This window comes from Evtepia sp., from assembly GCF_056797215.1.
This window is the reverse complement of the sequence record NZ_JBQILM010000005.1, coordinates 54,075-75,234: the sequence shown is the minus strand read 5'-3', so window position 1 is coordinate 75,234 and position 21,160 is coordinate 54,075. Positions and strand designations below refer to the sequence as shown.

The following is a 21,160-nucleotide window of genomic DNA, read 5'->3' as shown; positions in this document are numbered from 1 at the left end:
ATGCGGCGAAAGACCGCCCGCAATCTCGCCTACTATGCCTGTCGTACCTTTACCGACAAAAAGACTTGCAGTAAACATTCTATCCGGCAGGATAAGTTAGAAGAAGCGGTTTTAGCTGCCCTGCAAGTACAGATCGCTCTTGTGGACAAACTATCAGAAGAAGTTGAACGGATAAACAACGCGCCTGTTATCAATCGGGAAAACAAGCGTTTGACCCTGGCGTTGAAACAGGCAGAAAAACAGCTCAAGCAATACAATGATGCTTCCGACAGCTTGTACCTTGACTGGAAAAGCGGCGACATTACCAAAGAGGAATACCGCCGCTTAAAAGGCAAAATTGCTGAGCAGATCACCCAGCTTGAACAGAACATTTCTTATTTGAAAGAGGAAATGCAAGTGATGGCTGACGGTATCGACACCGACGACCCCTATCTTACTGCTTTTCTAAAGCACAGGAACATTCAAACCCTCAATCGCGGTATCGTGGTTGAATTGGTTGATACGGTTTGGGTGCATGAGAACGGGGAGATAACGGTGGACTTCAATTTTGCCGACGAGTATCAGCGTATACTTGATTACATCGAGAACAATCACAACATACTTACGGTGATAGAGCGAAAGCCCGCGATGTAGCAGGCTTAATGACCCATCACCAAGCAAAAGTTACTGTTGTGCATAAATAAGCGGCCCTGTTGGGCCGGTTGCGCCCGCAGCTACAGGGGTTCCGGCGGGGCCTGCGGGACCGCCTGCGGGGCCGGCAGGGCCCTGGGGTCCGGTGGGCCCCCGCATGGGAGAGGCGTCCAGAGCGCCCTGCATCTTCCCTTTCAGGAAAATCTGGTTCTGAACAGCAGTCTCCAGCAGACCGCGAACGCTCTCATTGGCGTTCAGCACGTCTTCCACGGTTGCTGCGGGGCCGCTGAGGCCGGGCAGGGTTCCGAGGATATATTGCATCTTCTCGCCCTCAGCATTGAGGATATGGCTCAGGCCAAGCTCCTCCATGGCGATGGAGGAAAGAATCTGATTAACCGCATCTTCCCGCTGGATGGGCGGGTCAACGTTGGGGAAACTGGGTAGAGACATAATTGAGAAGCTCCTTTCACATTGTGGGTTGCGCTGCGAAAGCGCATAGGCAAGCCGGCGGGAGAGGAAGGCTCTCCAGCGCCGTGCCCGAGACACTCTATGCGCCTGCGCGCTAACAGGTTCCGGCTGGAATCTAATTGCCGCTTCCGTCATAGGTTGGAACGGCGGCAACCGATATCATGCCGTAACACTCCGGCCCCGGCGGTCGCTTGAACGTGCTGATGAAACCTCCATTGTTTCGCCGAGAAGCGGCGCCAAACGCGGGCGGTAGAGAGGAGAACTGAGCATGGAAATGACCATTGGTACGGATACAGTCGTGATGCTGGCGGAGCTCCTGTCCGCCCTGGGCGTGATAGGCGGCATGGTCCTTTGGCTCTTCAAGTTTGTTCAGCGGAGCAGAAGACAGGTGGAGGAACTGAAGTCCATCCGCAAGGAGCAGACCCTGATCTGCTACGGGCTGCTGGCCTGTTTGAAGGGCTTAAAGGAGCAGGGCTGCAACGGCCCGGTTACGGAAGCCATGAACCGGATCGAAGAGCATCTCAATCAGGCTGCGCACGACGAAGAGGGCTGAAGGCAAATCCTGTTCACAGGCTTTCCCGCGCCTGCCGGAGAAGCGGAGGCGCTTAAAACATAAGCGAATCTTACGATATGGGGAACGGTACATTATGAATCAGATTGACTGGAAACGAAAGCTGAGCTTCCGCAAGCTTTGGGTGGCGATAGCGGGCATCGTCACGGGTCTGGCCATGGTGTTCGGACTGGATGAGAGCATCATCAGTTCCGTAGCAGGCGCTGTGGTATCGATGATTTGTCGGGAGCGACAACGAATTTGACGATGCAGCCCAAGAAGCTATGCAGGAAGAGATTGAGTCGATAGCGCTGGCGGTGCGGGAACATTGGGAATTGGACCTCTCTCCAATATCTAATCTGCAGCTTACTCTGGAGGAAAACGGTATTGTCATTACAGGTTTTGATACTGTGGACAGAAAAATCGATGCATTTAGTCAGCGGACACTTATTGATGACGGTAATGTATTCTTTATTGCGGTGGCGCAAGGAGAAAAACCAAAGGGCAGAATTTTCTTTGATATGGCACATGAACTTGGGCACATTCTCCTTCACCTTTGGAGCGAGAGCCTTGACCTGATCGGCAAGGAGGAATTTAAGAGCCGTGAAAATCAAGCTAACAGATTTGCCAGCGCGTTCCTCCTTCCGATGGAGTCTTTCCTTCAGAAGATTCAGGCATATCCAACTGATCTGAACTACTACCTGCATTAAAAAAACGGTGGCATTGTTCCATGCAGGCCATGATTTACAGGGCCCACCAACTGAAGGCAATCACTGACAACCAGTATCAGTACATGATGCGGCAGGTCTCTAAAAAAGGTTGGCGCACAAATGAACCTGGTGATACGCCGTATTATTTCAATGAAAATATCTTTCAAGGAGCTATTGATGTACTCTTTAGAAGCTGATTATCTGAACCCCAACACTTTCCTCCAGCTATTTAAGAAATATGGTGTGACGATGTATCCGGAGAATATCGGAGAACTTCTCCATCTCCGAAAAGATACACTCAGGGTGGAAGCGAGCCAGACGCGCATTGTTCAATTAAAGAGTCCTGATCAATAGGATAGGGGAAACTAGAACAACATCCATAAATGTTGTCATATTCTTGGTAATATGGTACTATTCCTGCCACGGGAGGAGCCGAGAATGCGAAGTGATTTTCCTAAAAATCGATTTTGACCGCTTACTCCAGCTCAGAAATTTTCACCACCGTTCCGTTTCCGGCTTCGCCGAAAACTGCACTCTGGCGGGAATTTCTTCGCTTTCCACCGCGACTCGCTTCGCTGGACTCGCGGCGGAAGGGGAACGGGGAAACCCGAGGGGGCCGAAAAATCGATTTTATCCACTTATTGCAAAGAAGCCCTTGAACAACATGGTTCAAGGGCTTCTTCCTATATCAGCGTCCCATCCACCGCTCCCACCATCAGAAAGGAAACGCAGCTATGCAAGTGAAAAAAGAACGCTTTTGTTGCTGGCCTGTCTTGTCTGGACAGTAGCCGGGTTCAACGTTTTCCGGATCGGTATCTTGGCATATGCCACCTACTGGTCAGTGGTCAATCTCATCCTGTCCCTTCTGGTATTCGCGCTGTTTCAAAGATTCATCTTTGGGCGTTTGGTGCGCAAACATACGGCACGAATTTTAGGCTATCAAGAGGAACGGCAGTTTTTCCTGAAATTCTTTGACCGGAAAGCCTTTCTCATCATGGCGGTGATGATAGTAGGGGGGATTTCTTTGCGGGGATCTGGCCTTGCCCCAGAGCGCTTCATCGCTGTGTTTTATTCTGGCCTGGGCGCATCCTTGCTGCTGGCAGGTATCCTCTTTGGCAGGAATTATTTCAAGGCACCCCATTAAGGCTCTGCCAACCCAGAGGAAGGGGTCAAAAGGCCACCTTTTTGAACAGTGCGATAGCGCACAGCAGCACCGCGCAGGGGACATAGACGAAGCGGCCTACGTTGTACCAGATACGGCCCGGTGCTTTTTTCGCACCGTGTCCCACCTCGTCCATCAAATCCTCCCGGCGCATGATCCAGAACCAGGAGATGGCACCCAGGGTGGCGCCGATGGGGATGATATAGATGGAGACGATGTCCATCCACGGCCCCCACTTGAAGATGGGCTCCATATTCACCCCGACACCCAGGCATACCACGCACAGGAGCGCCAACACCAGTTTCCGGGATAGCTTGGGGAAGCGGTGTTGGAGGGATTCCCCCACCGCCTCGAACATATTTTGCAGGGAACTGACCCCGGCAAAGACCATGGCAATATATAGGATGATGGCGAATAGTTGGCCCAGGGGGATGTCCTGTAGGATTCGGGGCAGGGTGACGAAAAGCAGGGAGGGCCCAGACCCTACGTCCAGCCCGTAGGCAAAGCAGGCCGGGATGATGACCAGGGCGGCCACCAGGGCGGCGATGGTGTCAAACAGGGCAGTTTGCTTGGCCAGGGCGGCCACATCCATTTCCTGGCCCAGGTAAGCGCCATAGACGATCATGCCGCTGCCGGTGATGGACAGGGAGAAGAAGGCCTGTCCCATGGCCCAGACCCACACCATGGGGTCCAGCAGTTCCGCCCAGCGGAAGGAGAACATATAGCGGTAGCCCTCCGCCGCGCCAGGCAGCATGGACACCCGCACGGCCAGGATGACGAAGATGATGAAAAATACCGGCATCATGACCTTGTTGGTTTTTTCGATACTCCTGGCTCCTAGGAGCAGGGTCAGCAGGGTTCCCACCACCACGATGATGTGGAAGGGGAGCACAGAATAGTCCGCTGTGGAGAAGCCCTCAAACCATGTGCCGGTGTCCACGTGCATCAAGGAACCATTGATGGAACTGGCGAAGGCTTTTAGCACATAGGCGACGATGGCGGCGTAGCCGATGGCGATGCACATAGAGCCCGCCAAGGGCAGCCAGCCCAAAACGCCGCCGGCAGTCCCCAGTGCTTTTTTTCGGCTGGCCCAGGCCATTTGATAGGCACCTAAGGTACCTGTGTGGGCCCGGCGGCCCACGGCATACTCCGCCGACAGGCCCACCACGCTGAACAGCGCGATGAAGATCAAATAGGCCACCAGGAAAGCGCCGCCGCCATTCTGGCCCATCTTGGCCGGGAATCCCCAGACGTTGGCCATACCCACGGCAGACCCCACCGCCGAGAGGACAAACCCCCATCGGCTGGTAAACTTCTTTTTCTCTCGCTTCATTTCATTTCTCCTTTTCCATTGCAGTCCAACAGAACTTCAATGCTTTAATGAGTAGACTCGCCTGTCTATTTTAAGCGTTTTTTGACAAAATGTAAAGAGTAGATTTTATACCAAACAAAAAGGCCCTGACAGGGAGACTGTCAGGGCTTTTGATGCTATGGACTTGTTGGGGCTCACACGTCGATCAACCCGCTAAAAATATCCTCCAAGGAGATGAGCAGGTCGTCATACAGATGGCATTTGAACGCAGCGACGATCTCCGCCTTTTCCTCTTCCGTCATGGTTTCCAGCATCCAGTCGGGGAAGATGGAGTAGACGTTGTCCAGGACATAGCGGCCTTCCGCCAGGTGGTAGACCTCCACAGAGCGGTCAGCGGGGTTTACCAGCCAATATTCAGGAACGCCGGCGCTTTCATAGGCATTCTTCTTGTAACCCCTGTCCCGCTTGGCTGTGCTGGGGGAGAGGACCTCCACCACCAGGTCCGGAGCGCCATATACACCGTTATGCTTGAGCTGATCCCGATTGCAGACCACCATCATGTCTGGGACAAAGGTATCTCTGTCTGTGAGATGTAGGTCGAAGCCGTCGGGGATGGGGATACACTGCTTTCCCCGCAGGTAGTTGGAAAAGATGGTATAGAGGTTTCCGGCAATGGAAACATGGTTCCAAGCTGGGCGGGGGGACATGGCTACGACCTTCCCGTCGATCAATTCCTCCGGCCACTCTTCCTGATAGGCTAGGTTCTGATTCATAGAGCACCCTCCTTCATGCAAGGGGTTATTTTATTATATGTAGTGTAGCATATTTTCCCCGCCCATGCAAGCTGGCCACGAGGCTGGCATCCGGCAAACCCTGCGGCGGGCTTCGACAGCATTTGGGGAAATTTTACGCCCTTTGACCGGGAGCATGGACAAAGCCGCATCCCGTATGGTAGAATGGTTCCATCAGATTTCCCAGAGCCAAAGGAGGGCCCTGCCCATGGACAAGTTCGCCGTACTGCGACAATACTTCGGCCACACGGAATTCCGTCCCGGACAGGAGACGCTGGTGGACGGTATCCTGGCTGGTCGGGACGTGCTGGGCATTATGCCCACCGGCGGCGGAAAGTCCCTGTGCTACCAAATCCCTGCCCTGCTGCTGCCTGGGCTGACCTTGGTGATCTCCCCCTTGATCTCCCTGATGCGGGATCAAGTGGCGGCCCTCACCGGCGCGGGGGCTCCGGCGGCCCAGCTCAACAGTGCCCAGAGCTTGGAGGAGAGCCGGGAGGTCTGGCGGGGCATCCGCAGCGGGGCCTACCGGCTCATTTATATCGCCCCGGAACGGCTGGAAAAGCCCGCCTTTCTGGAAAACATGGCCCGGCAGGAAATTTCCCTGGTGGCGGTGGATGAGGCCCACTGCATTTCCCAGTGGGGTCAGGACTTCCGGCCCAGCTATTTGAAGATTCTGGACTTTGTCCAGGCCCTGCCCCGGCGGCCTGTGGTGGCCGCCTTTACCGCTACAGCCACCCTTCAGGTCCAGGGGGACATTGCCCTGCGGCTGGCCCTTCAAGACCCGGTACACACCGTCACCGGCTTCGACCGTCCCAACCTGTACTTTGACGTCTACAAACCCAAGGACAAGCGCAGCGCCCTCCGGCGGCTGGTGGCGGAGCGGGGGGACAAGAGCGGCATCGTCTACTGCGCCACCCGTTCCGCGGTGGAGCAGGTGTGCGACGACCTCAACGCCGCCGGGTTTTCCGCCACCCGGTACCACGCGGGGCTCAGTGAGGCGGAGCGCCGGCAAAACCAGGACGACTTTCAGTTTGACCGAAAGCTGGTGATGGTGGCCACCAACGCCTTTGGCATGGGCATCGACAAGTCCAACGTCAGCTATGTCTTTCATTACAATATGCCCAAGAACCTGGAATCCTACTACCAGGAGGCGGGACGTGCCGGACGGGACGGGGAGGCGGCGGACTGTATCCTCCTCTACGGCCCGGGGGATATCTCCACGGCGAAATACTTCATCGACCACAACTCTGACAACAGTGAGCTGGACCCGGAGGCCCAGGCGGAGCTGCGGGGGCGGGAGATGGAACGCCTCCAGCGGATGGTGGACTACTGCAAGACTGAGGACTGCCTCCGGGGACGTATTCTGGACTACTTCGGCCAGGACCACGAGCCAGGCTGCGGCAACTGTGGCAACTGCCAGGGGTCGTTCCAGCAGACGGATATCACCATTCCCGCCCAGATGATCCTCTCCTGTATCAAGCGGGTGAAGGATCGTTTGGGGTACTATGTGGGGGCGGCCCTGATCCTGCGCATCCTCCGGGGCAGCCGGGACAAGCGGATTTTGGAGCTGGGCTTGGAGGATTTGTCCACCTACGGTTTGATGAAGGCCACCCCCAGGGAGCTGCTCCAAAGCTATCTGGACTGTTTGGAGGCCAAGGGCTATGTGTTCATTGACTCCAATTACGCGACCCTCCGCCCCACCCCCGCTGCCGGCGGGGTGCTGTTCCACGGGGTGCGGGTGGAGATGTTGACCAAGATACAGCCCAAGCCCCTGTTGGAGCAGGAGCCTTTGGCACTGTCCAGCCAGGGGGTGGACGAGGGCCTCTTGGCGGCCCTGAAGGAGCAGCGCAACAAGCTGGCCCAGCGGGAGGGGGTGCCCGCCTACATTGTCTTTTCCAACGCCACCCTGGTGGATATGGCGCGAAAAACACCCCGGAACCGGGAGGAACTCCTATCGGTGTCCGGGGTGGGTGAGGTAAAGGCCCAGCGCTATGGGGCAGAGTTTTTGTCGGTGCTCCAAGCCTATGGGCGGGGCACAGAGGAGGGGGAGCCGTGATGGCTGGTTACCCCTCCTCCTTTTCTTCGCCCTTGCCGCTGCCCACGTGCCGCAATAGCGCCTCAGGGGAGATGTCGTAGAGGCCAGCCAAGGTCAATAGGTTCGATGTGCTGGGGTCGGTGGTGCCGTTTTCCCATTTGGATACCGCTTGCCGGCTGACACCCAAGGCATCGGCCACAAATTCCTGGGTCATCTTGCAGCGCAGGCGGTTCTCCCGCAGCTCTTCCCCCAGGGATTTCCGGATCTCCCGTTTTTCCTCCCGTACCTCTTTGGATGCAATGTACTTCCGTAGGGCTTTGATGACCAGCACCAGAAGATAGATGGCGACAGCAGCCACCGCCAGACAGAACCCCACATAGAGGACTGCGGCCAGTCGGAATATCATGTTTGAAACTCCTTTCGTGTTTTTCTGGGGCTATTTTATACGAAAGGGGCCGGTTGCGTCTACCATCTATCCCGCAACTTTGGGTTGACTGGGCAAGTGGAGGGCAGGAAAGGCGGCTGCGCAGGGATGGTTATGGATTACAATGCCCACATGGCGTATACCCAAGGCCCAGCAGGGCGCTTCTGCTTTCGTTGGAGGGGGAATAATTCTCCGGGGCAATCCGTTCCACGTCGTTGCAGGTAGGACGGTGGAATTTTTGGGTGCTGGTGTTTAAGACGAAGGATGCAGAGGTCTGTTGTTGCTCTGGACTGTTGTGGGTGTTGAAATTGTTTGCGCCGCCGCCGCTTTGGTTTGGGGTAGTAGAAGCCTCGGGTGTGGACGGGGAGGCAGGCGCAGGTGGTTCCGGCTCGGCAGATGGCTCGGTTGGGGGTGCGACAGGTGTTTCCGCGACAATATCATAGGCGACGCCACTATTGTCGAAGGTCAGGAGCTTCCGGCTCTGGTCAGCGTGGTCCAAGACGCTGAGCAAAAGTTTTGTAGAGGCGAAGTCAGAGGTTCGGATACAGTCTGCAACATGCACCACGGTGGCTTCCACATCGGCTCTGGCTTGTACCCAGGTTTCGTCCTGTGGGCCGCCCCCCTGTGCCAGGACGGAATCTGCAAGATTGGTGATGCTTTCCGACCATACACGCACCGTGATGGTGCCTGCATCGTGGGAGACAGTATGCCCATCGTACTGCTTGACCCCGGCCTCGATGCGCTCTAAAAGCTGCGCCATCTGCGCGTCTTCGGTGGGTTCAATCACCACTGGCGCATCCGTGGTACCACAGGCACAGAGGCAAAGGGCAGTGACTACGCTGAGGATCCGTGGAAGTGTGTTCGCTTTCATGTACATCCTGCTTTCTAATTTGTTGTTGTCATGGTATCGTGTAGCGCCGGCAGTCCACATCCAAAACATGGCCCACCGCTTCCTGGCTGTATCAGCCTGGGGAGCGGTATTTTTGTATATAGTTTTGCGCTTCACTATATGGGAATCATTATACCACATGTGGCAGCTGCAATCAAATTCAGAAATGGGGCTATGTTGGCAGGGCTTATGATATCCGCAAGTTCTTCACAAGTTATTAAGAAAACTTAAGGGAAACATAAGGTTTCATCCGTATCAATTTAATAATTGTCCTGCTATAATTTGCTACAATCAAAGGGTATCATATGGACGGTTTCTCTTTGTTGACCGGCAAAGCGAGGCAGTACGTTCTGCCTTGCGGAAAGGATGTTCATGATGAAAAAGCAACGGATTGCCGTCATTTTTGGCGGAAATTCTCCAGAATATGGCGTGTCCCTCCAATCAGCCCACGCGGTAATTTCCCATATCGACCAGAGCAGATACCAGCCGGTGCTCATCGGCATTGACCCGGCAGGGCAGTGGTTCCACTACAGTGGCCCCCTGGACGCCATCGCTGGGGATACCTGGCGCGGCGGCCCTTGCACCCCGGCGGGGGTGTCCCTGAACCCCAAGGACCATGCCCTGCTGTTCTTCGGGGAGCAGGGGGTGGAGCGCTGCCCGGTGGATGCCGCGTTCCCTGTCCTCCACGGCCGCAACGGGGAGGATGGATCGGTGCAGGGCCTGTTCCAACTGGCCGGTATCCCCCTGGTGGGCTGTGGGGTGCTGTCCTCTGCCCTGTGCATGGACAAGGACCGGGCCCATGCCCTGGTGAAAGCCGCCGGGGTAGAGGTACCCAAGTCCTTCCTGGTGGCCAAGGGCGTTGCCCAGTCCCAGGCCCTGGCTCAGGCGGAGGCCTTGGGCTACCCCCTCTTCGTCAAGCCCCTCCGGGCAGGCTCCTCCTATGGCATCACCCAGGTGACAGAGGCGCAGGCCTTCCCTGAGGCTCTTGCGCTGGCCTTTGCCTACGACCAGCAGGTGATTGTGGAGGAGGCCATCCCTGGCTTTGAGGTGGGCTGTGCAGTCATGGGCAGCCAGGTGCTCACGGTAGGGGAGCCCGACGAGATCGAGCTCTCCCAGGGCTTCTTCAACTTCACGGAGAAATACACCCTCAAGACCTCTGCCATCCACGTGCCCGCCCGGATCAGCCCGGAGCTGACCCGACGGGTGAAGGAGACCGCCCAGGTAATCTACCGGGCCTTGGACTGCCAGGGCTTCGCCCGGGTGGACGTGTTCGTGGAGCCCAGCGGACGGATCGTGTTCAACGAGGTCAACACCATCCCCGGCTTCACTGCCCACAGCCGCTATCCCAAGATGATGCAGGAGGCTGGGATTCCCTTCAGTGTCCTCATCACCCGCCTCATCCAGGAGGTGGTGGGGGAATGAGGAAGCTTGCCTTACCCAGCATCCACACCGGGGATTTGATCCTGGTGAACCGGAACGTTCCGGTGGTGGGGGAGCCGGAGGAATTGACGGACCTGGGAAACGGTGTCCTCTTGGCCCAGCCGGCAGCCCAGGCCCTGGCGGCACTGTTGGAAGCCGTCAACGCTGGCTCTTCCGTCACCCCGGTAAGCGGCTGGCGCTCCCAACAGGAGCAGACAGAGATTTTTGACCAATCCCTCCGGGACAGCGGCCGGGCTTTTACGGAACAGTATGTGGCTGTCCCAGGCCATAGTGAGCACCAGACAGGCCTTGCCATTGACCTGGGGCTCACCCTGCCGGAGATCGACTTCATCCGCCCCGCCTTTCCCTACAGCGGGATATGCCAGCAGGTGCGGCAGCAGGCGCCGGCCTTTGGCTTCATTGAGCGCTACCCAGCGGGGAAGGAGGCCATCACCGGTATCAGCCATGAGCCCTGGCACTTCCGCTATGTGGGGGTTCCCCATGCCATCCTCATGACCCAACGGGGGTGGACCTTGGAGGAGTACCACCAGGCGGTGAAGGGCTACCCTCTGGGGGGGCCGGGGCTGCTCTGCCAGACTCAGGGACGGCAGTATAGCATTTATTATATAGAAGCGGATGCCGCCGGGGGGCTAGCGCTGGAAGCAGGGGTGGACTGCTACCTCTCCGGGGACAATGAGGGCGGCTTGGTTCTGACCACATGGAAGGAGGCGTGACAGGATGGACCTTCGGGACTGGCTGACGGATTACTCCAAGGGCGACCGGCTCCACAGCTACTGGCGCTGGTTCCACCGCCGGGAACGTTGCCGCAGCGCCCTGGGACGGCGGATGCTCACCTTCCTCCTCAACCGCATGGCCCATAAGCACGGGGGCTACATCGGCAACGGGGCGGTATTTGGCGGGGAGCCGGTGCTGCCCCACGGCCTCCATGGGGTCTACATCTCCCGCTATGCCAAGATCGGGGCGGACTGCTGGATTTATCAAAATGTCACCATCGGCGAGGTAAACCGGGTGGCCCCCATCATCGGGGACCGCTGCCTCATCGGGGCGGGGGCGGTGATTGTGGGGGGCGTCCGCATCGGCAACGACGTGAAAATTGGGGCCGGGGCTGTGGTGAACTGTGACGTGCCCGACCACAGCACCGTGGTGGCGCCGCCGCCCCGTATGATCACCAGGGAGGTGTTCCAGGATGCCCCGTGACCTGCCTCCCCGGGCCTGGGTGGAGCTGGATCGGGAGGCCTTGGCCCACAACGTGGCGGAGCTGCGCCGGCTGCTCCCGCCCCACTGCACCCTGATGCCTGCGGTAAAGGCCAACGCCTACGGCCACGGGGCGGTGCCCATGGCCAGGGAGCTGAACCGGCTGGGAGTGGAGTCCTTTTGTGTGGCCACTGTCCAGGAGGGGGCAGAGCTCCGGGCCGGGGGCGTCCAGGGGGAGATATTGGTCCTGGGCTATACCCATCCCCAGCAGGCCCCCATTCTCCACCAAAACCGCTTGACCCAGACCGTGTTGGACCACAGTTACGGCATGGCCCTGGATGCCCAAGGGGTCCCCTTGCAAGTCCACCTGAAGCTGGACACGGGGATGCACCGCCTGGGGGAGGGGAGCGGCAGCGTGGACACCTTAGTCCCCCTCTTTGCCTGCCGGAACCTGGAAATTACCGGGGCCTTTACCCACCTGTGCGCCGCCGGGACGGCCTCCCCAGAGGACCGGGCCTTTACCCTGTCCCAGGGGCGGGCGTTCTGTGGGGCTCTGGCACAGTTGGCGGCCCGGGGCTGCCCTGTGCCCAAGCGCCACCTGCTGTCCAGCTATGGCCTGCTGCACTATCCAGAGCTGGGGGGCGACTACGCCAGGGTGGGCATTGCCCTCTATGGCGTGCTGAGCAATACGGCAGACCTGACCCGCTGCCCGGTCACCCTGTGTCCTGTGCTCTCCCTGAAGGCCCAGGTGGCCCAGGTGCGGGCGTTGTCGGTGGGGGAGCAGGCGGGGTATGACCTGCAATTCACGGCCCAGCGCCCCACGAAGCTGGCGGTGCTCACCATCGGTTACGGGGACGGCCTGCCCCGCAGCCTTTCCTGCGGGGTAGGGGCGGCGTTGCTTGGGGGCGGAAGGGCCCCCATCGCCGGGCGGGTGTGTATGGACCAGACCTTGGTGGACGTGACGGACTGTCCCCCAGTGGCCCCTGGGGACGCAGCGGTACTTATAGGCACAGCAGGCGGCTTGGAGATCACCGCCTGCGACCTGGCCAAGCAGGCGGGTACCATTGCCAACGAGATTTTGAGCCGCCTGGGGGCACGGTTGGAGTGGCGGTGGAAGTAAACAATGATTTTTCGGCGGCCCTGGAAGCGGGGCTGCCATTTTTCTGTAAAAATGCAAGCTTCTCGTGATTTTGTCCAAGGGAATGTTGACAGGATTCGTTTTGTCTTGTATAATAAGCCAAAAGGCAAGCGCCCCGATGGGATAGTTCGGATCTAAGGAGTGGGAAGCGGATGCTTCTGGGTTTTCTGCGTGCGCCTTTTCGCGCAGTTTGAATTTTAGTAGGAGGAAGAGGTGGCAAACATTATGATGTATCAGACCACACAAGCACATGAGGAGCTCCGGGCAAAGGTACGGGAATTTGCCGAGGCGGAGATCAAACCCATCGCATTCATGCTGGACAAAAACAACCAGTTCCCCACCGACGTGGTGAAGAAAATGGGAGAGCTGGGCCTAATGGGCCTGCCCTATGAGGAGAAGTACGGCGGCGCCGGGCTGGACGCTACCAGCTACGCCATCGCAGTGGAAGAGCTGTCCCGGGTGGACGGCGGCTGCGGCGTAATCCTCTCTGCCCACACTTCCCTGGGTACCTATCCCATCTATGCCTTCGGCACCGAGGAGCAGAAGATGAAGTACTTACCCGACCTGTGTTCCGGGCGGAAGGTAGGGGCCTTCGGCCTCACCGAGCCAAACGCCGGCTCCGACGCCGGGGGCACCGAGACCACCGCCGAGGACAAGGGGGACCACTACCTGCTCAACGGGGAGAAGATTTTCATCACCAACGGCGGCGAGGCCAGCACCTATGTGGTCTTTGCCGTCACCACCCCGGGCATCGGCACCAAGGGCATCTCCGCCTTTATTGTGGAAAAGGGCTGGGAGGGTTTCACCTTCGAGGAGCACTATGACAAGTTGGGCATCCGCTCCTCCGCTACCTGCCAGTTGAATTTTAATGACGTGAAGATTCCCAAGGAGAACCTCTTGGGCAAGGAGGGCCAGGGCTTCAAAATTGCCATGGCTACTCTGGACGGCGGGCGTATCGGCATTGCCGCCCAGGCCCTGGGCATCGGCCAGGGGGCCTATGAGGCGGCGTTGGAGTATTCCAAAGAGCGGGTCCAGTTTGGTAAGCCCATCTGCCAGCAACAGAGCATCGCCTTTAAGCTGGCAGACATGGCCACCAAGCTGCGCTGTGCCCGGCTGTTGGTTTACAGCGCCGCAGAGCTGAAACAGGCCCACCAGCCCTACAGCATGGAGGCCGCCATGGCCAAACAGTATGCCTCTGACAGCGCTATGGAGATCACCAACGACGCCCTGCAAATCTTTGGCGGTTCCGGCTTCTTGAAGGGCATGGAGGTGGAGCGCTTCTATCGCGACGCCAAGATCACCACCATCTATGAGGGCACCAACGAGATCCAGCGGGTGGTCATTGCTTCCCAGATTCTGGGCAAGGCCGGGAAAGAGGACAGCGCTGCCCCCGTCCAGAAGCGGGGCCCGGAGACCGGGGAGCGCAAGCGCATGATCCTCAAAGAGGGCAGCGCCCAGGAGAAGGTGGAAAAGCTGGTGGCCAACCTGAAGAAGGACGGCCATGACTTCACTGTGGGCATCCCCATGGACACCCCCATCACCCAGGCCGAGCGGGTGGTCAGTGCCGGCCAGGGCATCGGCGCCCAGGAGAATATGAAGCTGGTGGAGGACCTGGCCAAAGCCGCCGGTGCCGCCATTGGCTCCAGCCGCCCTGTGGCGGAGACCTTGAAGTATCTGCCCCTGAACCGCTATGTGGGCATGTCTGGACAGAAGTTCAAGGGGAACCTGTACATCGCCTGCGGCATCTCCGGTGCTATCCAGCACTTGAAGGGGATCAAGGAGGCCGCCTGCATTGTGGCCATCAACAAGGACCCCAACGCCAAAATCTTTAAGAACTGCGACTACGGCATCGTAGGGGACGTGATGGAAATCCTGCCCCTGCTCACCGCCGCCCTGGACACCGGCGACAAGCTTCCCGCACCGCCCATGAAGAAGATGAAGCGCATGGTGCCAAAGAAGGTCACCCAGCCCCGGAAGCTGTATATCTGCAACGGCTGCGGCTATGAGTACGACGTACTGGCCGGGGACCCGGAGAACGAGGTGCGCCCCGGTACTGCCTTCCAGGACCTGCCCGAAGGCTGGGCCTGCCCCCACTGCGGCGAGGGGACCGAGGGCTTCATCGAAACCGAGATTTGAGCACCCGTGCTACCATGAATCGATAGGAGGCAACGCGCTATGTATAATTACCGTATGGTTACCGACGATCTCTACTGGGTGGGTGCCAATGAACACCGCCTAGCCCTGTTTGAAAATATCCATCCCCTGTACCACGGGGTGAGCTACAACGCCTACGTCCTCATGGACGAGAAAACCGTCCTCTTTGACACCGCCGACTGGGCCGTGAGCCGCCAATTCCTCACCAACGTGAAAGCGGTCCTGGATGGCCGCCCCCTGGACTACCTGGTCATCAACCACGTGGAGCCCGACCACGCCGCCTCCATTGAGGAGATTTTGCTGCGCTGGCCGGAGGTGAAGATCATCACCACCCCCAAGGCCGTGACCATCCTGAACCAGTTTGGCTTCCAGCTGGACCCCAACAACGTGGATACCGTAAACGAGGGGGATACCCGCTGCTTCGGCAAGCACACCATCGCCTTTGTGTATGCCCCCATGGTCCATTGGCCGGAGGCCATGGTGTCCTTCGACACCACCAACGGCGTCCTGTTCTCCGCCGACGCCTTCGGCTCCTTCCGCGCCCTGGACGGCAAGCTCTTTGCCGACGAGTTCGACTTTGACCGGGAGTGGCTGGACGATGCCCGCCGCTACTACACCAACATCGTGGGCAAGTACGGCCCCCAGGTGGTGGCCCTGCTGAACAAGGCCAGCAGCATTGTGGGCTTGGAGAACATCAAGTTTCTCTGCCCCCTCCACGGTCCCGTGTGGCGGAAGGACCTGGGCTACATCATCGACAAGTACACCCACTGGGCCACCTATGAGCCGGAGGAGAAGGGCATTATGATTGTCTATGCCTCCATGTACGGCAACACCGAGGCCGCGGCAGAGGTCTTGGCCGCCAAGCTGGCTGCCCGGGGGATCACCAATACCCGGCTGTATGACGTGTCCAGCACCCACGTGAGCTATTTGATTTCGGATCTGTTCAAATATAGCCACCTGGTCCTGGCCTCTGTCACCTACAACTTGGGCATTTTCCCGCCCATGCACAACTTCCTCATGGACATGAAGGCCCTGAACCTGCAAAAGCGTACCGTGGCCCTGATGGGCAGCGGTTCCTGGGCCCCCCGCTCCGGGGACCTAATGCGCCAGTGCCTGGAAGAGCTGAAGCACATCGACATCTTGGACGACGAGATGACCGTGACCTCCTCCCTCCAATCCCAGAACGAGGCGGATATCGACGCCTTGGCGGATGCCATTGCGGAGTCTTACAACAAGAAATAAACGGGGAGACCGAACAGAAAAGCGAGCAGGGAATGTCAGTTCCCTGCTCGCTTTGGCTTGTGTACCTGAGTGTAAAGGAAAAAGGTTACGGCTCCTTCAACTGCAACAGCTTCACCCGGGAGCTGACCCCGCACTTGCGGTAGATGTTGTACAGATGCTTGTCCAAGGTGCTCCGGCTGATGGAGAGCCGGTCCACCATCTCGTCGTTGTTCAGGTGTTGGAAGAGGAGGGAGAGGATTTCGGTCTCCCGGTCGGTGAGCTGGTAGCGCTGCCGGAACCGCTGGGCGGCGCCGCCCCCTGGGAGGGCCGCTGCCTGTTGGGAAAGCAGGCGGTGGTAGAGGCAGTTGATGTGCTTCACCATGGCTTTGAGAAAGAAAGCATCCTGGTCGGAAAAGGATTGGTCCTGCCGGGTGCGGTAGATGTCCAGGATGGCCATGGGGGTGCCCTCATAGACCAGGTTCACCCCAATCTGGTCGTAGATGTCATAGCGTTGGTAAAGGGTGCGGTAGGTGGTGCTGCCCAAGCGGACCTCGTCACTTTGGACGTCGCTGCCCCGGAGGACGATGGATTCCTGGCTGGCGCTGAGCCAAAAGTAGTCGTCGTCCTCATCGTGGTCGATCCAGGCCTCTTCCAGCTCTGTGAACTCTGCCGGGATGCACACGGGCTCACTGTGGGTGATCTTGCCTGTTTCCGGGTCCTGGCAGATGGTGATGATGCTGCCGTAGCGGTAAGGGATCAGCAGGCGCAGCTCCCGGAGGATGGCGCGTTTCAGGCTGTCCAGCGTGGTACAGCTGAGGAGCTTATACAAGACATCGTTGTAGAGATAAAATTGGTTCTTATCCATGGCGGCACCTCTATATGGTTCCAAATATTTAGCCACCATTATACCATACGGAGGGGGGCTTTGCAAAATAGATTTTAACAGGCCATAGGGAAGCAGGGCCTAGGGCCTGTTTTCTGTGTAAAGTAATTTTCCTTAACAGGGTATATGGGACAGCGGCTTACCCCAGGTCTGCAGGGTGCGCTTGGCGGTAGAGCTCCCCCCGTTTTCGCTCCCGGTATTGGGAGGGGGTCAGCCCCAGCCGCCGCCGGAAGGCTTTGCCAAAGTAGCTGGCGTCCCCAAAGCCACAGTCGTTGGCCACCTCTGCGATGGTCAAGTCCGAGGAGATCAACAGGTGTAAGGCCCACTCTAGGCGCTGGTCGATGACATACTCCAAGGGCGACACCCCCAGCACCCGGCGAAAACAGCTCAGGCAGCTGTTGCGGCTGATGTTGGCCTGGGCGGCGATTTTCTCCAAGCTGAGCTTTTCCTGGAAGTGGGTCTGGATGTAAGCAATCATCTGCTTGATGCGCACCTGGTCCGTGAGCTCCGAGGAGGACTTGGCCCGTTCCGGCAGCAGTTGGGCGTGTTCATAGAGTACCTGCCAAACCTGGCACATCAGCCGGTGGATGCGCAGTTCAAAGGGGCCGGACTCCGTTTGGCTCAGGGCGTAGGCCACGTGGAGGGCGTTTAAGATATCCTTCTGCCAGGCTTCCTCCGGGTGCAGGGGCAGGCACATCAGCTTTTCGCTCCGCTCCAAGGGGGCCACGTATTTTTGATAGATCACGCTCCGAGCCGGGGCGATGAACTGGGCATCCATGATGATGGAGAACATCTCCGCCCCTGGGGTGTTCTGGGCAGGCTCCGCCATGTGGAGGACGTTGGCGTTTTTCAAAATGCCCTGGCCGGCGGAGAGGGTGTAGTGCTCGTTCTCCACGTAGTATTCAATGGTGCCCCGGGTGATGACGTTGAACTCTAACTCCGGGTGCCAGTGCCAGTGGATGCAGGTTTGTTCAAAATCGTCCATTACGTCCAGGTAGAAACGGATGGGATAGTCGGCGGTGGATTGCAGCTCCACCGCTTTCAGGGTGTGGTCCCGTTGGATATGGGTGACTTGCATAAGACAGCTCCTTGTGATATCCGACCATTGGATTGGGATATTCTCCGATGTATTCCGAGGGGTATTATGATATAATACGAACTACAGACAGGATACCACAAGGCGGCCTGGACTGCAAGCAGAAAAGCCAGGCGGCACTTCAAGTCTGGAAACAGGAGGTTTTTCGCTATGAGTGCACTTCATTTCAAGATTGGAAAAGAATACACGCTGACCAAAACCTTTTCAGAGAGCGACGTCTACCTCTTCGCGGGAATCATCGGGGATTTCTTCCCCGCCCATGTCAACGAGGAGTACTGCAAGCGGATGCCCTACGGCACCCGTCTGGTCCACGGCTGCCTGACCTTTAGCCTTTGCTCCACCGTGAGCGGCATGGCGGGGGTGGACAGCGGACACGAGATCGTGGCCATGGGCTATGACGAGATCCGTTTTTGGAAACCCGTGCGCATTGGGGATACCATCACCGCGGTGTATAAAATTGTGGAGGTCAACGAGGAGAAGGGGAAAACCACCGGCGAGTGCGTCATGACCAACCAGTTTGGGGAGAAGGTCTGCTCCTGCCGGCACTACATGAAGGTGATCCAGCCTATTGCGGAGGTGTCCCAATGAACAAATGGCATAACGATTACTTAGCCGGGAAATTCCAGGGCCAGGGGGCGGAGGCGCAGTACCAACAGCGCCTGGGGACCATCCAAGACGCCCTGGACCTGATCCAGGACGGGGACTGCGTCACTTGGTCCACCCACGGCAGCGAGCCCAAGGCCTTCCTGAGCCAGTTCCATACCATTGCCCCCCGGTTGGAGAAGGGGGTGCAGTGCTGGAACACCATCAGCCGCTATGAGTACCCCGTCACCAGCGACCCGGCCTTGGCGGGGAAATTTCAGATCAACACCTTTTTCTTCGACCGCTGGTCCGTGGCGGCCAGGGGGAGCGGCCTGTACTCCTACTTCCCTGTAAACCAGCACAACTACGGCCAGGAGATCCAGCGCACATTGGCCCCCAACGTGTTTGTGGGGCAGGTGTCCCCCATGGACGCCCACGGCTATGTCCACCTGAGCTGCGACCTTATCATGACCTTGGAGCACCTTTACCGGGCGGACAAGATCATCTTTGAGGTCAACGCCCGTGCCCCCAGGGTGGGGGGCGAGTGTGCCATCCCGGTGTCCATGGCGGATGTGCTCTATGAGGTGGACGAGCCCATCTACCAGCTCAGTGACCCGCCCATCGGGGAGACCGAGACCACCATCGCCGGATACGTGGCGGACATGATCCAGGACGGGGACTGCATCCAACTGGGCTTTGGGGGTATCCCCAACGCCATCGGCTTCAACCTCAAGGACAAGCATGACCTGGGAATCCACACCGAGCAGATCGGCACCTCTATGGCCCACCTGATGGAGTGCGGGGCGGTGACCAACCGCTATAAGCGCATCGACAAGGGCATCACCGTGGGTTCCTTTATCTCCGGGGACAACTTCCTCTATCAGTTTGTGGACCAGCACCCCCGGCTCTCCCTGCGCCGCAGCCGCTACACCAACGACCCCTATGTCATCGCCCAGAACGACAACGTGGTGTCTGTGAATGCCTCCCTACAGATCGACCTGACGGGGCAGGTGAGCGCGGAGTCCATCGGCCCCATGCAGCACTCCGGCACCGGCGGGGCCAGTGACTTCGCCCACGGGGCCTACCACTCCAAGGGCGGCCGGGCGATCTTGGCTCAGTCCTCCACCACCAAGAAGGGGACCCTGTCCCGCATTGTGCCCATCTTGGAGCCAGGGGCCATCGTCAGCGTCTCCCGGAACCTTACGGACATGGTGGTGACGGAGTACGGCGTGGCCAAGCTCCGCCAGCGTACCGTGCGCCAGCGGGTGGAGAACCTCATCGCCGTGGCCCATCCGGACTTCCGGGCGGAACTGCGGAAGGATGCGGTGAAGTATATGTACTTTTAATGAAAACAAAAAGGTGGCCTCTTTTCCAGAGGCCGCCTTTGGGCTATGGTCTGCCGTGCTCCTGGGTCCACTCGTCCACCCGCTTTTGGAGCAGGCGCAGGAAGGTGGCGGTGAGGGCGGTGTTCTTGGCGTCATTGGGGCACAGCAGGCTAATGCTGCGGCATACCGGCTCCTGAAAGGGGATTGCCCGCACCGGCTGTTCTGGGCTGATGTGGTCAAGGCTCAGCCCTGGAATGATGCTCACCCCCACCCCCTGGGCCACCAGGGCAATGGCGGTGCTGTTTTCTGGGGAGTAAATTTTCACCAGGTCGTGTGCCATGAACTGTTTGCGTAACTGCGTATAGCTCTCATCCCAGTCGAAGTCCTCGTTGGTGTGGATGTAGGGATATCGGCCTGCCACCTCCTCCATGGAGACGGCCATGCGGGAGGCCAGGGGGCAGTCCGCGTGGACCAGCAGGTAATACGGGTCCTGGAACAGCGGGAAGCACTGCATCCCTGTGGGGACATTGGAGCCAGAGAAGAAGCTGCAATCCAGCCAGCTTTCCCGTACCCCCAGCTCATCGTCCAGATAGCGGCCCAGGTATTCCATCTGTAGTACGGTGTCCGGGTGCTCCTGGCAAAATTCCCCGACGATTTGGGGCATCCACTGGGTGGCCACGCTCTGGAATACCCCCACACGAAACAGCGCCTTGCGCAGGCGCTTGGCGGTCTCCTGCAAGTAGTATTCCATGCCGTCGATCTGCCGCATGATCTTCACCAGTTTTTCTCCCGTTTCTGTCAGCGTCATGCCGCGCTGGTTCCTGGTGAAGATCTTGACGCCCAGTTCCTCTTCGCAGCGGGTGATAATATGACCCATGTTGGGCTGGGCATAGCCCAGGACCTCCCCAGCACGGGTCAAGCTGCCGCAGTCTGCGGTTACAATGACAGGTAAATACTTTCCCATTGCCCCTCCTGCTCTCAGCCGTTATTTTATTTCAGTATACCATATTTTTATACCCCCTTGTAGTATAGGATTTCAATAATGATATACTTTTTTTGAATTTTACTTTTCTGTATTTTTCGCTATACTTAGAGGTAAGGGACGAGTGCCCCGGATTGAAGGTCCCAGGACCTTCCTGTCCGCCCCATCTTCCAG

Annotated in this window: 22 protein-coding genes; 14 read left to right on the top strand and 8 right to left on the bottom strand. The window is 58.2% G+C overall.

The features are described from left to right. A partial coding sequence (locus tag ACTOZL_RS02345; protein WP_482476472.1) for a recombinase zinc ribbon domain-containing protein occupies nt 1-633 on the top strand: 633 nt, incomplete at its 5' end. Nucleotides 634-663: 30 nt separating this feature from the next. Here ACTOZL_RS02345 and ACTOZL_RS02340 read toward each other — a convergent pair. Then, nucleotides 664-1,080 (bottom strand): alpha-helical endospore appendage domain-containing protein, encoded by a 417-nt coding sequence (locus ACTOZL_RS02340; RefSeq protein ID WP_482476471.1) that lies wholly within the window; start codon nt 1,078-1,080, stop codon nt 664-666. A 286-nt stretch (nt 1,081-1,366) separates the two neighbouring features. On the opposite strand from ACTOZL_RS02340, the gene ACTOZL_RS02335 reads away from it, so the two are divergent. The 4 genes from ACTOZL_RS02335 (at nt 1,367) to ACTOZL_RS02320 (ending at nt 3,502) form a co-directional block, all read left to right on the top strand. Next, nucleotides 1,367-1,651, top strand: coding sequence for a branched-chain amino acid ABC transporter permease (locus ACTOZL_RS02335; RefSeq protein ID WP_482476470.1), 285 nt, complete (start codon nt 1,367-1,369; stop codon nt 1,649-1,651). 94 nt (nt 1,652-1,745) lie between these two features. Then, nucleotides 1,746-1,913 (top strand): hypothetical protein, encoded by a 168-nt coding sequence (locus ACTOZL_RS02330; RefSeq protein WP_482476469.1) that lies wholly within the window; start codon nt 1,746-1,748, stop codon nt 1,911-1,913. Between the two features lie 19 nt (nt 1,914-1,932). Next, nucleotides 1,933-2,358, top strand: a complete 426-nt coding sequence (locus ACTOZL_RS02325; RefSeq protein ID WP_482476468.1) for an ImmA/IrrE family metallo-endopeptidase — start codon at nt 1,933-1,935, stop codon at nt 2,356-2,358. Between the two features lie 445 nt (nt 2,359-2,803). Further along, nucleotides 2,804-3,502, top strand: a complete 699-nt coding sequence (locus tag ACTOZL_RS02320; RefSeq protein ID WP_482476467.1) for a hypothetical protein — start codon at nt 2,804-2,806, stop codon at nt 3,500-3,502. Between the two features lie 25 nt (nt 3,503-3,527). On the opposite strand, the gene ACTOZL_RS02315 is transcribed toward ACTOZL_RS02320, so the two are convergent. Beyond that, nucleotides 3,528-4,853 carry a sodium-dependent transporter gene (locus ACTOZL_RS02315; protein WP_482476466.1) on the bottom strand — a complete coding sequence of 442 codons (1,326 nt, stop codon included), beginning with the start codon at nt 4,851-4,853 and terminating at the stop codon, nt 3,528-3,530. 173 nt (nt 4,854-5,026) lie between these two features. Next, entirely contained in the window at nt 5,027-5,605 is a 579-nt protein-coding gene (locus ACTOZL_RS02310; RefSeq protein ID WP_482476465.1) for a Uma2 family endonuclease, read from the bottom strand. Nucleotides 5,606-5,780: 175 nt separating this feature from the next. Here ACTOZL_RS02310 and recQ point away from each other — a divergent pair, with 175 nt between their 5' ends. Beyond that, nucleotides 5,781-7,679, top strand: coding sequence for a DNA helicase RecQ (gene recQ / locus ACTOZL_RS02305; RefSeq protein WP_482476464.1), 1,899 nt, complete (start codon nt 5,781-5,783; stop codon nt 7,677-7,679). Nucleotides 7,680-7,686: 7 nt separating this feature from the next. Here recQ and ACTOZL_RS02300 read toward each other — a convergent pair whose 3' ends face one another. Together ACTOZL_RS02300 and ACTOZL_RS02295 are read right to left on the bottom strand one after the other, a co-directional pair. Then, nucleotides 7,687-8,064 carry a helix-turn-helix domain-containing protein gene (locus ACTOZL_RS02300; RefSeq protein WP_482476463.1) on the bottom strand — a complete coding sequence of 126 codons (378 nt, stop codon included), beginning with the start codon at nt 8,062-8,064 and terminating at the stop codon, nt 7,687-7,689. A 130-nt stretch (nt 8,065-8,194) separates the two neighbouring features. Then, nucleotides 8,195-8,842 (bottom strand): hypothetical protein, encoded by a 648-nt coding sequence (locus ACTOZL_RS02295; protein WP_482476462.1) that lies wholly within the window; start codon nt 8,840-8,842, stop codon nt 8,195-8,197. A 504-nt stretch (nt 8,843-9,346) separates the two neighbouring features. Here ACTOZL_RS02295 and vanG point away from each other — a divergent pair. From vanG to ACTOZL_RS02265, 6 genes are all read left to right on the top strand, one after another. Continuing rightward, complete coding sequence (vanG, locus tag ACTOZL_RS02290) at nt 9,347-10,393, top strand: D-alanine--D-serine ligase VanG (protein ID WP_482476461.1); 1,047 nt, start codon at nt 9,347-9,349, stop codon at nt 10,391-10,393. Continuing rightward, nucleotides 10,390-11,124, top strand: a complete 735-nt coding sequence (locus tag ACTOZL_RS02285; RefSeq protein ID WP_482476460.1) for a D-alanyl-D-alanine carboxypeptidase family protein — start codon at nt 10,390-10,392, stop codon at nt 11,122-11,124. The genes vanG and ACTOZL_RS02285 overlap by 4 nt, the downstream gene beginning before the upstream one ends. Nucleotides 11,125-11,128: 4 nt before the next feature. Next, entirely contained in the window at nt 11,129-11,608 is a 480-nt protein-coding gene (locus tag ACTOZL_RS02280; RefSeq protein ID WP_482476459.1) for a serine acetyltransferase, read from the top strand. Further along, on the top strand, nt 11,598-12,725 hold the full coding sequence (vanT, locus tag ACTOZL_RS02275) for a serine racemase VanT catalytic subunit (RefSeq protein WP_482476458.1): 1,128 nt from the start codon (nt 11,598-11,600) through the stop codon (nt 12,723-12,725). The genes ACTOZL_RS02280 and vanT overlap by 11 nt, the downstream gene beginning before the upstream one ends. A 243-nt stretch (nt 12,726-12,968) precedes the next feature. Continuing rightward, on the top strand, nt 12,969-14,879 hold the full coding sequence (locus ACTOZL_RS02270) for an acyl-CoA dehydrogenase family protein (RefSeq protein ID WP_482476457.1): 1,911 nt from the start codon (nt 12,969-12,971) through the stop codon (nt 14,877-14,879). A gap of 39 nt (nt 14,880-14,918) precedes the next feature. After that, complete coding sequence (locus tag ACTOZL_RS02265; protein WP_482476456.1) at nt 14,919-16,139, top strand: FprA family A-type flavoprotein; 1,221 nt, start codon at nt 14,919-14,921, stop codon at nt 16,137-16,139. Between the two features lie 85 nt (nt 16,140-16,224). On the opposite strand, the gene ACTOZL_RS02260 is transcribed toward ACTOZL_RS02265, so the two are convergent. Both ACTOZL_RS02260 and ACTOZL_RS02255 read right to left on the bottom strand, forming a co-directional pair. Beyond that, nucleotides 16,225-16,983 (bottom strand): helix-turn-helix transcriptional regulator, encoded by a 759-nt coding sequence (locus ACTOZL_RS02260; RefSeq protein ID WP_482476455.1) that lies wholly within the window; start codon nt 16,981-16,983, stop codon nt 16,225-16,227. A gap of 157 nt (nt 16,984-17,140) precedes the next feature. Further along, on the bottom strand, nt 17,141-18,079 hold the full coding sequence (locus ACTOZL_RS02255) for a helix-turn-helix domain-containing protein (RefSeq protein WP_482476454.1): 939 nt from the start codon (nt 18,077-18,079) through the stop codon (nt 17,141-17,143). A 168-nt stretch (nt 18,080-18,247) separates the two neighbouring features. On the opposite strand from ACTOZL_RS02255, the gene ACTOZL_RS02250 reads away from it, so the two are divergent. Further along, complete coding sequence (locus tag ACTOZL_RS02250; protein WP_482476453.1) at nt 18,248-18,685, top strand: MaoC family dehydratase; 438 nt, start codon at nt 18,248-18,250, stop codon at nt 18,683-18,685. Further along, nucleotides 18,682-20,025: an acetyl-CoA hydrolase/transferase family protein gene (locus ACTOZL_RS02245; protein ID WP_482476452.1), complete on the top strand. Its 1,344-nt coding sequence runs from the start codon at nt 18,682-18,684 to the stop codon at nt 20,023-20,025. Before ACTOZL_RS02250 ends, ACTOZL_RS02245 begins: the two co-directional genes overlap by 4 nt. A gap of 43 nt (nt 20,026-20,068) precedes the next feature. On the opposite strand, the gene ACTOZL_RS02240 is transcribed toward ACTOZL_RS02245, so the two are convergent. Next, nucleotides 20,069-20,968, bottom strand: coding sequence for a LysR family transcriptional regulator (locus tag ACTOZL_RS02240; RefSeq protein ID WP_482476451.1), 900 nt, complete (start codon nt 20,966-20,968; stop codon nt 20,069-20,071). Between the last annotated feature and the right edge of the window lie 192 nt (nt 20,969-21,160).